Source organism: Pseudomonas nitroreducens NBRC 12694, assembly GCF_002091755.1.
Taxonomy (GTDB): domain Bacteria; phylum Pseudomonadota; class Gammaproteobacteria; order Pseudomonadales; family Pseudomonadaceae; genus Pseudomonas; species Pseudomonas nitroreducens.
In genome coordinates this window covers 691,294-704,071 of record NZ_BDAI01000002.1, presented here as the reverse complement: position 1 = coordinate 704,071, position 12,778 = coordinate 691,294, and the positions used below count along the sequence as shown (strand labels likewise).

Genomic DNA, 12,778 nt, shown 5'->3' with positions numbered 1-12,778 from the left:
CTTCGACCTCGATGGCAAGCCGCTGGCCGGTGCCGTGGTCGACCTCTGGCACGCCAACACCAAGGGCACCTACTCGTACTTCGACAGTACCCAGTCCGAGTACAACCTGCGCCGGCGCATCGTCACCGACGCCGAAGGCCGCTACCAGGCGCGCAGCATCGTGCCCAGCGGCTACGGCTGCCCGCCGGACGGCCGACCCAGGAGCTGCTGAACCAACTCGGCCGCCACGGCCAGCGCCCGGCGCACATCCACTTCTTCATCTCCGCGCCGGGCCATCGCCACCTGACCACACAGATCAATCTCGCCGGCGACCAGTACCTGTGGGACGACTTCGCCTATGCCACCCGCGACGGGCTGATCGGCGAGCTGCGTTTCGTCGAGGACGCGGCGGCGGCCAAGGCGCGCGGTGTGGAAGGGCGCTTCGCCGAGATCGAGTTCGATTTCCAGCTGCAGCGGGCCGTCGCTGCCGGAGCCGAAGACCGCAGCAATCGTCCTCGCGCTCTGCAGGGGACCTGACCGTAAGGCGGACAACGGTTCGCGGTTGCACGCCCTGCATGACCTTGGGCGTGCTGCGTTCAGCCCCGCCGTTCCCGATGCATCAGCCAGAGGAAGTACGGGCAACCGATGAACGCCGCCAGCAGCCCCGCAGAGACCGGCCAGGGATAGGCGATGTTCCGCCCCAGCCAGTCCGCCACCACCATGATCACGGCTCCGGCCAGCGCGCTCAGGAGCAATTGCGGCGCGGCGCGGCGGACGCCGAGGTGGCGGGCGATGTGCGGGCCGATCAGACCGACGAAGCTCAGTGGGCCGACGATGATGGTAGCGGTGGCGGTCAACACCGCAGCGGTCAGCAGGATTGCCAGGTGGCTACCGCGCAACCGCAAGCCCAGCGCAGTCGCGGTGCCGTTGCCCAGGGTCAGCAGGTCTAGCGGGCGAGCCAGCAGCAGGCTGATACCGATCATCAACGCTCCGACGACCAGGCCGGTGCTCGCGGACGTCACATCCACCTGATAGGTCGAGCCGGTCATCCAGCTCATCATCGCGGTCATGCGCGGGTCACCGCTGGCCAGCAGCAACGTGCTCAACGAGTGCAACAAGGTGGTCAGGCACACGCCAGTCAACAGCAGCCGCTCGGCGTTGAACGTCTTGCGCCAGGCGAACCACAGCAGCAGGCCGAGCGTCAGCAGCGCGCCGATGCTGGCGGCTGGCACCATGTAGGCCTGCGGCTGCGGCATCACCAGGAACAGCACCAGCACGGCGATGGCCGCGCCGGACGTGGCGCCGAGGACTTCCGGGCTGGCCATGGGGTTACCGGTCAGGCGCTGCACCAGCAGTCCGGCGACGGCCAGCATGGCGCCGGCGGCGAGCGAGCCGAGTACGCGCGGCAGGCGCCATTGCGCGATGGCGTCGCTCAGACCGGCGTCGCCCCAGTGCCAGCCGTTGGCGTCCACCGCGAAGTGGATCGCCGGCAGCGTCAGCAAGGCGAGCAGGATGGCCATGCCGATGATCAGCCGCCACGGATGCTCCCGCTGCGGCCTGGCCGGCGCCGGGCGCGGGATGATCCCGCCGCTGCGCTGGCGGCTGAGCAGCCACAGCAGCAGCGGAACGCTGAAAATGCCGGTGAGGATGCCGGCGGGAATTTCCCCGGCGAAGCGCGACAGCTCGCGGGCGATCTGGTCCACCACGCAGAGGAGCGCAGCGCCCAGCAGTGGCGCCCAGATCAGCCGTTGCTTCAGCGTGCGGGCACCACACAGCCGGGCAATCGCCGGCGCGGCAAGGCCGACGAAGGCGAGCATGCCTACGGCACTGGTCACGAAGGCACTCAGCGCCACCGCCACGGCGAGACCGAGCACGCGGGTCCGGCGCAGGTTGACGCCGACCGCCGCCGCGCCTTCATCTTCCAGGCCCAGGGCTGCCAACGGGCGCACCATCAACAGGGCGATGACCATGGCCACTGCGAGGCGCGGGGCGAGGTACAGCACGCCGTCCCAGCCACTCTGGTTCAGCGAGCCGGCCTGCCAGAGTAGCAGGTCGATCAGGTAGTCGTGGTTGAACAGCACCAGCAGCGCGTTGAGCGACACGCAATAGAGGCTGATGACCATGCCGGCGAGGATGAAACGCAGCGGTGACAGCGTGCGGCCCCAGGCAAAGGCGAACAGCAGGGCGGTGGCGAGCGCGGCGCCGGTCAGGGTGACGGCTTCCAGGCCATGCACCAGCAGCGTCGGGGCGAATATGGTGGCGGCCGACAGTGCCAGGTTGGCGCCGGCGGAAACGCCCAGCGTCACCGGCTCGGCCAGCGGGTTACGGAGGATCTGCTGGAACAGCGTGCCGGCCAGGGCCAGCGCGGCGCCAGCCATCAGGCTCACCGCCAGGCGCGGGAAGAAGCTGAAGTGCAGCAGCACCTGGCGCACGTCGTCCAGGTCCGGCGACCACAAGGCCTGCCACCAGAGTTCGCGGGGCAGGGCGCCTTGCAGGCCATGGAATACCAGCAGTGCGGCGAGGAGCGCCAGCAGCAGCGTACAGAGCGCCGGGCCAATCGGCAGGCCGCGGCGTGGTGCGGCGAGTCCGAGGGTCGATTCAGGCATGGGCGACCTCCGTGGCATTGTCCAGGTAAGCGGCGATGCGTTCGGCCAGGTCCAGCACCGAGGCAGCGCCGGCGTAGGGATAGAAGCGCTGCAGCGTCAGCGTGTGCCCCTGGCGCACGGCGGGCAGGTTGGCCCAGAGGTCGTTGGGCTGCCGCAGGCTCTGCAGTCGTGCCGAGGTGGTGGGGATGTCGACGTAGACCAGGTGCGCATCCGGGCGCTCGGCCAGGCGTTCGATGCTGACCATGGCCAGCCCCACCGGGCCGACCGGCCCTTGCCAGGCATTCTCGACGCCGAGGCGGTCGAGCACGTCCTGCACCATGCTGTTCCTGCCGTAGACAGCGGCGTGGCGGCCGTCCTGGTTGAGTACGGCGACGCACACCGGCGGCAGGCTGCGCTTGGCCAGTTCTGCGCGCAGTTCGGCCAGGCGCTGTTCGCCGGCGGCGATGTAGTCGGCAGCCGCCTGCTCGACGCCGAGTCGCCGCGCCAGGTCGTTCATGAAGTCGGTAGTGGCTTTCCAGGCACCCTCGGCAGCCGGGTAGATAGCGACCTTTTCGGTCGGCGCAATGCCGTTGAGTCGACGCTGCAAGGTCGGCGTCATCGGGTCGCTGAGGATCAGTTGCGGCTGCAGTTGCTGGATCAGTTCGAGGTTCGGTTCCCAGTAGGGGCCCACGTCACGCACGCTTTCCGGCAGAGCCATGGTCGGCATGCGCACCCGGTAATAGCGGTCGTCGGAAATCGCCAGCGGCGGTACGCCCAGGGTCAGCAGCGTCTCGGCGGCGACCCAGTTGAGCGCGACGATCCGCGTCAGGCGCTCACCGGCGAAAACCGGCAGGCCGCAGGCGCAGGCCAGGCCACCCAGGGCGAGGCCCTGCAGCAGGTGGCGACGGGTGAGGGACATGCACTACTCCTCGCGTGAAACAACAGGCTTCTGAAACAGCAGGCTCTTGAAACAACAAAGGGCCCCCTGCGAACAGGGAGCCCGGAAGCAGCAGGCGGAACCGGCGCGGGGCCGCTTCCGCCCGTGCCTTACCAGCTGTACTTCACGCTGGTCATGACGGTGCGGCGCAGGCCCGGGTAGCAGGAGATCGGGCTGTCGCAGGTGGCTGCGTATTCCTCGTCCAGCAGGTTCTGGGCGTTCACCGAGAGAGTCACGTTCTTGTTCAGCGGGTAGCTCACGCCGGCGTCGAACAGGGTGTAGTTGTCGACGTGGTAGGTGTTGGCGTTGTTGCCGTAGAGCGAGCCGGTGTAGCGCACGCCGCCGCCGATGGAGAGACCGTCGACCGCGCCTTCGTGGAAGGTGTAGTTCAGCCAGCCGTTGGCCATGTGCTCGGGCACGTTGGCCGGGCGATTGCCCTCGTTGCCGTCGTTGCTGCTGGTGATCTTGGCCTTGGTGTAGGTGTAGGAGGCCAGCAGGTCCCAGTTCTGATCCAGCTTGGCCTTCAACTCGGCCTCGATGCCGCGCGAACGCTGCTCGCCGGTCGGCTCGCTGAAGCCGGTCGGCACACCGTTGGCGTTGAGCTGGGTGGTAAGGATGTTTTCCTTGGTCAGCTCGTAGGCGGCCAGGGTGATCAGCAGGGTTTCGTCCGGCTGGAACTTCACGCCCGCTTCGTACTGGTGGGCTTCGCTGGCCTTGAAGGCGCCACCGTCGGCGGTGATGCCGGTGTTGGGTACGAAGGACTCCGAGTAGCTGACGTAGGGCGCCAGGCCGAAATCGGTCAGGTAGGTCAGGCCGACGCGGCCGGTGAAGGCGTTGTCCTTCTGCATGGTGTGCGCGCTGGTATGGCTGTCGAGGTCGTTGCGCACGTAGTCGTAGCGGCCGCCGGCGGTGAGGATCCAGTGGTCGTCGAACTTGACCTGGTCCTGGATGTAGCCGCCCACCTGCTGGATGGTCTGGTCGTAGTTGATGGCCTGGCCGGGGAGGGTGGTGTCCTTGGTCGGGCGCTGCACGCTCTGGCCGTACTGCGGGTTGTCCAGGTTCAGCGACGGGCCCAGGGTGCGCCAGCGAGCGATGTCGGCGTCCTGCCAGCTGTAGTCGACGCCCATCAGCAGCGTGTGTTTGAACGCGCCGGTGTCGAAGTTGGCCTGGAACTGGTTATCCAGATTGAAGGTGTCCATGTGCTGATCGAAACGGTCAGCGGTACGGATGATGTTGCGGCCGACCTGCAGTTGCGGCAGCAGGTTGGCGAACACCAGGTCGACCTGGCCGTAGCGGGCGTTCTGGCGGAATTCCCAGGTGTCGTTCAGGCGGTGGCGAAACTCGTAGCCCAGGGTGTACTGGTCCTGGCTGAAGTGGTTGTAGCTGTGATCGCCGAGCAGGGTGCCGGTGGGGTGGCCGTTGACGCTGTAGTCGAAGATCGAGCCGGAGTTGCGGTCACGCAGGAAGTCAGTGAGCACGGTCAGGCTGGTGTCTTCGTCCGGCGCCCAGGTGAAGGACGGGGCGATGTAGTAGCGGTCGTCCTCGACCTCGTGGCCGTCGTCGTATTCGGCCTGGGTGTTGGCATCGCGGGCCAGGCCCACCACGCGGTAGAGGAACTGGTTCTGGTCGTCCAGCGCGCCGCCCAGGTCGAACTGGCCCTGCTTGCGGTCATGGTTGCCGCCGGTCAGTTCCACTTCGTTGATGTGGTTGGCGGTGGGCTTCTTGCTCACGCGGTTGACGATGCCGCCGGCATCACCCATGCCGAACAGGCTGGAAGACGGGCCACGGACCACGTCGATGCGCTCGAAGGCATAGGGCTCGCTGCGAAAGAACGCGTAGCTGTTGTTCTGCTGACGCAGGCCGTTGAGGTAGTCACTGGTGGCCTGGGCATTGAAGCCGCGGATGTACATCCAGTCGAAGCCCTTGGGGTCCAGGCCATAGGCTTCCACCTTGACGCCGGGCACGTAGCGCAACGCCTCGGTCACGGTCTGGGCGCCCTGGGCGTCCATCTGCTTGCGGGTGATCACCGAGATCGACTGGGGGATTTCCAGCAACGGGGTGTCGGTCTTGCTGCCGCTGTTGGAGGTGCGCGGCACATAGCTGTCTTCACCTTCGATGGCGCCGGTGATGACCTGGGCGGACAGGTTCAGGGTGTCGCCGCTGGCGGCATCGGCGCCCAGCAGGGTCACGCGGCTGCCTTCGACCTGGTACTTGATGCCGGTGCCTTGCAGCAGGCGCTCCAGCGCCGCGGTGGGCTCCATCTCGCCGCGCACACCGGGGGCGCGCAGGTTCTGCACCTGGGTCTGGTTGAAGACGATCTGCAGGTTCGACTGCGTGCCCAGGCTGGTCAGGGCGGAAGCCAGCGACTGGGCCGGGATATCGATGCGGACCGGCGCAGCCTCTACGGCGGTGGCGGTCAGAACCATGCCCAGGGCGGTGGCGCGGACCAGGCGGGCCAGGGGCTTCACCGGGTGCCGGGATTGCAGCGCATTGCGGGTGCGACTCACTTGTTAGCTCCTATGATCTTGTCAGCGTGATCTTGTAATGCAGTTTCTAATAAGAATGATTCAGCTTTATGTGACGCGCTGGTTGGAAAAAACCGGAAAATTCCGTTCGATCTTTTTTGTTGTTCAACGACGACCGGGTGAAAGGGCGGCCGTCCGGGCCGCCCGACGGTCAGCGCAGCGCCACGCCGGAAGGGCCGGGCGGGGTCGCAGTGCGGTGGTCCTCGATCTCCACGATCTGCCCGGCGCGCATGCGCAGCAGGCGGTCGGCGACGTCGAAGTAACGGTCATCGTGGGAGATCACGATCAGCGTCTTGCCCTGGGCGCGCAGCTCGGGCAGCAGCTCGGTGTAGAAGATGCGGCGGAATTCCGGGTCCTGGTCCGCGGCCCATTCGTCGAACACCAGCACCGGGCGCTTCTCCAGCCACGCCTGCACCAGCGCCAGGCGCTTGCGTTGGCCGGTGGACAGGTCGGTCGTCGAGAACGCCTGGCCCTGCAGGCTGACCTTGTGGGCGATTTCCAGGCGCTCCAGGTAGCGGCCGGCCTCTGCCGGGATGTCCTGGCTGCCCCTGAGCAGGTCCTCGAAGAGGAAGTAGTCGGCGAAGATGGTGGTGAACAGCTGGCGGTAGTCGTCGCGGCCGCTATCGCCGACCGCTTCGCCATTGAGCAGCAGTTCGCCGGCGCGCGGGACGTAGAGGCCGAGCAGCAGCTTGATCATCGTCGTCTTGCCGCAGCCGTTCTCGCCGGCGATGAAGAGGATTTCCCCTCGATTCACCTTCAGGTTCAGCGGGCCGACGCCGAAGCCACGGGTGCCGTCGTCGGTGGGGTAGTGGTAGGCCAGGTCGCGCAGCTCGATGGACTGGAACTCCAGCGGCTGTCGGCCGTCGTCGGCCAGCAGCAGGTTCGGCTCCGGCGAGGAAAAGCGCACTGACAGTTCGGCGATGCGGCGGAAGGCGACCTGTGCGCGGGTCACCACCGGCAGTTGGCCGAGCAGCCCTTCCAGCGGGCCCTTCATGTACAGCAGCACCAGAATGAAGCCGGACAGCGTCGCCTGGTCGGTGCTCGGCCACAGCGACTGGTACGCCAGCGCCACGCCGATGACGATGAAGAACAGCGTGGAACCGAAGCCCTTGGCCACGTTGAACAGGTTGATCGAGCGCAGCTGGATGTCGCAGATCTCGTCGGCGGTGCCCTGCAGGCGTTCGCTGTAATGCTGGAAGCGGCGCGGGCGGCTGATGCGCAGCTCCTTGGCGCCCTCGGCGATGGCGCGGTAGTGCTTCTGCAGCTCGTCTTCCTTGTCGCGGGCCTCGAAGAAGCCCTTGATGCCCTTGGCCCGCGCGACGTACTGCACGGCGCTGCCGACGACGATGGCGATGGCGGTGGCGAGGAACATCGGCGGCGACAGCCAGGCCAGGTACCCCAGGCAGCCCAGTGTGGTGGTCAGGGCGACGGCCAGCGGCGCGAAGGCGAAGGCGAAGTCGCTGATGGTGTCGATGTCGTGGGTCAGCACCGGAATCAGACGGTGGCTGCGGTAGCGCTCGATCTGCTCGATGGGCGCGGAAATGATCTTGCTGCCCAGGTCCTTGCGCAGTCGAGCGATCACGTGCTGGCCGACGTAGTTGGTGCCCATGTCGGAAATGATCGAGCCCAGCAGCGCCAGTACGCACAGCCCGGCGAAACCCAGCAGCAGGCCGGCGGGCATGCCGCCCTGGGAGTGCAGGCTGTAGTTGATGGTGGCGAGCAGCGCGGTGATGGCCGAGCCGCCCAGAATCCCCAGCAGGGTGGCCGCAGTCAGCGGCAGCCAGTGCGGCCGCAGCAGTTTGAGCATTTCGCGCAAGGCGCTTGGAGCGGGTGTTGGCATCGTCTTTTCCTGGCCCCGGCCTGCCACAGGGCAGGCCGCACAACGGGACGAGACGGCGCGCGAATCAGGAGATCATCGGCAAATCCGAATCGTTCCTATCAAGACGAATGAGCCAGGAGAAAACTGAAGAGAATTTGCGAAAGTTTCGCAAGTAGGAAGGGCGCGTATGGGTGGGACGCCTGGTCGCGGCCTCTTTCAGGAGCGGGCACCAGGTGTCGGAGTCTGTCGGCAGCTGCGGATTTCGTCGCATTGGAGTTCGCGAGCAAGCTCGCTCCTGCAGTCTGGCCTGGGACTTGGGTGCTTTTTGTAGGAGCGAGCTTGCTCGCGATCCCGCACGGCACGCCGCTACCCGGCATGCCCGCGTGGCGACTATCAGAGCTGCACGTACCGACTGGCGAGCACCATACGGCCCTGGTTGTCCTTGCGCAGCTCCAGCGGCAGGACCTTGGGCAGCGAATCCACCAGCGCCTGCAGGTCGTCCGTGCGGTAGATGCCGCCGATGCGCATGGCCGCGACCGTGGCGTCGTCGAGGAATACCGGCTGCTTGAGATAGCGATTGATCAGCGGGATGGCGGCCTGGAGCGTCAGGTCGTCGATCACCAGCTTGCCTTCGGTCCAGGCGATGGCTCCGGCCGGGGCCACCTGGGCCAGTTCGATGCGCTCGCTACCCTTCAGGTAGCGGGCCTGCATGCCGGGTGTGAGTTGCGCACTGTTGCCGTCGACGCTGTCGGGAGGGCTGACCACCACCGAGCCTTCGAGCAGGGTGACCAGCATCTGGCGGGAGTCGGTCCAGACGTTGAAGCGGGTGCCAGTGACCCGCACGCTGCCGTTGTCGGTCCACACCGAGAAGGGCTGCAGCGTGTCGTGGGCGACCTGGAAGTAGGCTTCGCCACCGCTTTTCAGCCAGGCGCTGCGGCGGTCGCGGAAGTTGGCGAAGACCAGTTGCGAATTGCTGTTGAGCTCGACGTTCGAGCCGTCGGCCAGTTCGACCATGCGCGGCGCGGGTTGCGCAGCGTAATAGCCGACCCGCGAGGGCAGCAACCCGGCGGACCAGCCCGCCGACCAGACCGCGCCGATGGCGACCAGCAGGCCAGCGGCCACGGCGGCAATACGCCTGCCGTTACGAGGACGACGCTGGCTGCGTGCGCGATGGGGTGCCGGGCTGACGACAAGGTTCGGCTGGATCTGCGGAGTAGGCGGCAGCAGTTCCGAGAGCTGCCAGATCTCCAGCATCGCCTGGTACTCCTCCTCGTGTCGCGGGTCGACTTCGAGCCACTGCGCAAAATCGGCGCGCTCGGCATCGCTGCACTCATCGTGCAGACGCGCGCACCAGTGCGCGGCTTCGGCGCTGATGCGGTCATCGTCGAACGGGGCGGGGGAGCTGGTCATCAGGGATCTCGGTGAGGCCGTTTGCGGCCGATATCACACTTTCTTTTCGTGTTGATGCGAGTGATTATAAATAAGCCTGACTCGGACTGTCAGCAGGCGCCTGCAGCCTCGACTGTTTTTCATAGGATGCCCGACGGGGTGGAAAGCGCGTTCATCCGGTATTACAAGGAACTGGTCCTGTACCTCAATCGCAGCCTCGGCGACCGCCAGGCGGCTGCCGATGTGACGCAGGAGGCGTTCCTGCGCCTGCTCGACCGCAAGGGTGACGAGCATATCGAACAACCTCGCGCATTTCTCTATCGCACGGCGGTGAACCTCAGTATCGACCTGCACCGGCGCGGACGCGTGCGCCGCACCGAAGAGCTGGAAACCCTCGATCGCGAAGGCTGCCTCGACGAGCGCTGCCCGCAGGAAGAGGCCAGCCGGCAGCAGCAGTTGCAGTTGCTCCAGCGCGCCCTTGGCGAGCTGCCCGAAAACTGTCGCCGCGCATTCCTGCTGCGCAAGGTCGAGGGCTGCAGCCATATCGAGATCGCCGAAGCCATGGGCATTTCCCGCGACATGGTGGAGAAGCACATCGTCAACGCGATGAAGCATTGCCGGCTGCGGCTCAGGGCCTGGGGCGTGCAGGGTTAGTCACACCTCATTCCTCCCCGTCATCTCTGGTTTGCGAGCAAGGACTGGGCGTCCCCCTCGGTCCTACAAAGAGCGCGCGAACCCAGCCTGTAGGAGCGAGCTTGCTCGCGAACCGCACCGCACCGCACCGCACCGCACCAATCGCAATTACATACACAGACGTATGGCCCGCGCCGACAATTAATTTCTGCGGGCCCGCACGCAGATTCCAGGTGCCACTCAGCTCTTCGTCATTCTGAAATTTTCATGACTTAGTGAGAATCATTCTAAATTTCCCGAAGCCTGTCTCGTCTCTCCAGATAACGCGCTATCGACAGCGCAAATCATGGGCGACACGCAGGATCGAGTGCCGGCCGCCAAGCGGCGGGGCGCTCCTGGCAGGGCCGAGCAGTAGGCCACCGGTTCCCGCGCCGTCATGCCCCACGGCCATCGCGACACAGGACATTGGCACCATGACTCAGATGATCACCCCGACCTACGACGTGCTCGGCATCGGTTTCGGCCCCTCCAACCTGGCGCTGGCGATCGCCCTGCAGGAGCAGGCGCGACGCGAGGGCCGCCATTACCACGCCCTGTTCCTCGACAAGCAGGCCGACTACCGCTGGCACGGCAACACCCTGGTGGCGCAGAGCGAGCTGCAGATTTCCTTCCTCAAGGACCTGGTGACCCTGCGTAACCCCACCAGCCCGTACAGTTTCGTCAACTACCTGCATGCGATGGGGCGGCTGATCGACTTCACCAACCTGGGCACCTTCTACCCGTGCCGCATGGAGTACAACGACTACCTGCGCTGGGTCAGCGACCAGTTCGCCGAGCAGCGCGTCTGCGGCGAGACGGTCAGCCGCGTGGAGCCGGTGCAGGGCCCGGACGGCATCGAACTGGTTAAGGTGCTGTCCACCGATGCCCGCGGCCACGAGCGCTTCCGCCTGGCCCGCAGCGTGGTGGTGAGCACCGGCGGCACGCCGCGCTTCCCGTCCGCCTTCAACCACCTGCGTGACGATCCGCGCGTGTTCCACCACGCCCGTTACCTGGAGTGCATGGCCAAGCAGCGCTGCAACCAGAACGAGCCGATGCGCATCGCGGTGATCGGCGGCGGCCAGAGCGCGGCGGAAGCCTTCATCGACCTGAACGACAGCTTCCCCTCGGTGCAGGTCGACATGGTCCTGCGCGCGGCCGTGCTCAAGCCGGCCGACGACAGCCCCTTCGTCAACGAAATCTTTGCCCCGCGCTACACCGACCTGGTGTTCAACGAGCCCAAGGCCGAGCGCGAGAAGCTGATCCAGGAATTCCACAACACCAACTACTCGGTGGTCGACCTGGACCTGATCGAGCGCATCTACGGCATCTTCTACCGCCAGAAGGTGGCCGGCGCGGATCGCCATGCCTTCCTCTGCCGCCGCAACGTCGAATCCGCCAAGGCCGACGCCGGTGGCATCGAGCTGACCCTGCGCGACAGCGCCACCGGCGCCGTGGAAACCCATCGCTACGACGCGGTGATCCTCGCCACCGGCTACGAGCGCAAATCGCACCGCGAGCTGCTTGCGCCGCTGCAGGATTACCTGGGCGATTTCGAGGTGGGCCGCGACTACCGCGTGCTGGCCGACGAGCGCCTGCACGCCGGCATCTACCTGCAGGGTTTCACCCAGGACAGCCACGGCCTGAGCGACACCTTGCTGTCGGTCCTGCCGATGCGCGCCGAGGAAATCGCCGCGTCGATGTTCGAGCACCTGCCGCCGCAGGAATCGGCACACAAGCCCTCGCGTCCGCTGGCGGCCGAAAGCGCCTGAAGCCAACGGTCCGGAGATTTCTTCCGGGCCGACTAAATTCCTGCCGACCCTGCTCGTCATACGGGCGGGGTCGTTGCATTCACGAAAGGTTATCCATCATGACGCCCACTTTTTCCCTATCGCTGCCCGATGGCCGCCAACTGTCCGCCGACCGCGGTGCCACAGGCCTGACCTTGCTGCTCGGTGGCGAACCGCTGCTGACTGCGCAACGCGAGGGCGAGTGCTGGCAGCTCAACGGTGCCGTCACCCGCGATGCCCTCTGGGCGCTGGCCTATTGGAGCTTTGCCGGCGACGCGCAGTGTGAGCGCGTGCAGTTCGCTGTCGCCAACGTACCCGCCGCGGCCCTGGAGCAGGGCCTGGTGAGCCGCGATGAAGTCGGCGGGCACCTGCAGATCGAGCGTGCGGCCTTCTGGCAGCTGCCTGCTGCCTGGCACAAGGGCATCGCCAGTGCCGATTACCCGCAGGTCTATCGCATCAGCAGCGGCCGCCGTCATCCGCTGCGCGCGCCCAAGCCGCAGGGTGAGGTCTATCGCCGCTTCGATGCAAAGTTGGGCCAATGGATTTCCCTGCGCACCCTGGACATCGCGCTGGACCTGGAGCGCTTCAACCGCTGGCAGAACAGCCCGCGCGTGCTGGAGTTCTGGCAGGAGGGCGGCACCCTCGAACAGCACCGTGCCTACCTGGAAAAAGCCGCTGCCGACCCGCACACCACCACCCTGATCGGCTGCATCGACGACGAGCCCTTCGCCTACTACGAAGCCTACTGGGCCAAGGAAGACCGCATCGCGCCGTTCTACGACGTGGGTGACTACGACCGCGGCATCCACATGCTGGTGGGCGAGGAACCCCATCGCGGGCCGCACAAGGTGGAAAGCTGGATGACCGCCCTGGTGCATTACCTGCTGCTGGACGACCCGCGCACCCAGCGCATCGTCGCCGAACCGCGCGCCGACAACGCGAAGATGATCGGCCACATGCAGCGCCTGGGCTTCTGGCGCGAGAAGGAATTCAACTTCCCGCACAAGCGCGCCGCGCTGATGGTGCAGAGCCGGGAAACCTTCTTCGAGCGGTGCGCCCTGTGCTGACAGCGCTGCTCTGCCGGA

Annotated in this window: 8 protein-coding genes and 1 pseudogene; 4 read left to right on the top strand and 5 right to left on the bottom strand. The window is 66.3% G+C overall.

Annotated features, from left to right (window positions below):
• Positions 1 to 516: pseudogene (locus PNI01S_RS09040) on the top strand (dioxygenase family protein); the annotation flags it as partial.
• Positions 517 to 575: 59 nt separating this feature from the next.
• On the opposite strand, the gene fhuB reads toward PNI01S_RS09040, so the two are convergent.
• From fhuB to PNI01S_RS09015, 5 genes are all read right to left on the bottom strand, one after another.
• Positions 576 to 2,585, bottom strand: coding sequence for a Fe(3+)-hydroxamate ABC transporter permease FhuB (gene fhuB, locus PNI01S_RS09035; protein WP_084357942.1), 2,010 nt, complete (start codon positions 2,583 to 2,585; stop codon positions 576 to 578).
• A complete protein-coding gene (locus PNI01S_RS09030) occupies positions 2,578 to 3,483 on the bottom strand; it encodes an ABC transporter substrate-binding protein (protein ID WP_084357940.1) in 906 nt (301 codons plus the stop codon). The genes fhuB and PNI01S_RS09030 overlap by 8 nt, the downstream gene beginning before the upstream one ends.
• 128 nt (positions 3,484 to 3,611) lie before the next feature.
• The gene (locus PNI01S_RS09025) at positions 3,612 to 6,008 is read right to left on the bottom strand and encodes a TonB-dependent siderophore receptor (RefSeq protein ID WP_084357938.1); all 2,397 of its coding nucleotides are present in this window, start codon (positions 6,006 to 6,008) and stop codon (positions 3,612 to 3,614) included.
• A gap of 169 nt (positions 6,009 to 6,177) precedes the next feature.
• Complete coding sequence (locus PNI01S_RS09020) at positions 6,178 to 7,866, bottom strand: cyclic peptide export ABC transporter (RefSeq protein WP_084357936.1); 1,689 nt, start codon at positions 7,864 to 7,866, stop codon at positions 6,178 to 6,180.
• 372 nt (positions 7,867 to 8,238) lie between these two features.
• Positions 8,239 to 9,255, bottom strand: a complete 1,017-nt coding sequence (locus PNI01S_RS09015; protein WP_084357934.1) for a FecR family protein — start codon at positions 9,253 to 9,255, stop codon at positions 8,239 to 8,241.
• 126 nt (positions 9,256 to 9,381) lie between these two features.
• Here PNI01S_RS09015 and PNI01S_RS09010 point away from each other — a divergent pair, with 126 nt between their 5' ends.
• From PNI01S_RS09010 to PNI01S_RS09000, 3 genes are all read left to right on the top strand, one after another.
• Positions 9,382 to 9,888 carry a sigma-70 family RNA polymerase sigma factor gene (locus PNI01S_RS09010; RefSeq protein ID WP_084357932.1) on the top strand — a complete coding sequence of 169 codons (507 nt, stop codon included), beginning with the start codon at positions 9,382 to 9,384 and terminating at the stop codon, positions 9,886 to 9,888.
• Positions 9,889 to 10,340: 452 nt separating this feature from the next.
• Positions 10,341 to 11,675, top strand: a complete 1,335-nt coding sequence (locus PNI01S_RS09005; protein WP_084357930.1) for a lysine N(6)-hydroxylase/L-ornithine N(5)-oxygenase family protein — start codon at positions 10,341 to 10,343, stop codon at positions 11,673 to 11,675.
• A 98-nt stretch (positions 11,676 to 11,773) separates the two neighbouring features.
• Positions 11,774 to 12,760: a GNAT family N-acetyltransferase gene (locus PNI01S_RS09000; RefSeq protein ID WP_084357928.1), complete on the top strand. Its 987-nt coding sequence runs from the start codon at positions 11,774 to 11,776 to the stop codon at positions 12,758 to 12,760.
• Positions 12,761 to 12,778 lie beyond the last annotated feature (18 nt).

What these genes read in the sequence shown, in the direction of transcription:
- fhuB (WP_084357942.1), bottom strand. Translation starts at nt 2,585, where the DNA reads ATGCCTGAATCGACCCTCGGACTCGCCGCACCACGCCGCGGCCTGCCG.
- PNI01S_RS09030 (WP_084357940.1), bottom strand. Translation starts at nt 3,483, where the DNA reads ATGTCCCTCACCCGTCGCCACCTGCTGCAGGGCCTCGCCCTGGGTGGC.
- PNI01S_RS09020 (WP_084357936.1), bottom strand. Translation starts at nt 7,866, where the DNA reads ATGCCAACACCCGCTCCAAGCGCCTTGCGCGAAATGCTCAAACTGCTG.
- PNI01S_RS09015 (WP_084357934.1), bottom strand. Translation starts at nt 9,255, where the DNA reads ATGACCAGCTCCCCCGCCCCGTTCGACGATGACCGCATCAGCGCCGAA.
- PNI01S_RS09010 (WP_084357932.1), top strand. Translation starts at nt 9,382, where the DNA reads ATGCCCGACGGGGTGGAAAGCGCGTTCATCCGGTATTACAAGGAACTG.
- PNI01S_RS09005 (WP_084357930.1), top strand. Translation starts at nt 10,341, where the DNA reads ATGACTCAGATGATCACCCCGACCTACGACGTGCTCGGCATCGGTTTC.
- PNI01S_RS09000 (WP_084357928.1), top strand. Translation starts at nt 11,774, where the DNA reads ATGACGCCCACTTTTTCCCTATCGCTGCCCGATGGCCGCCAACTGTCC.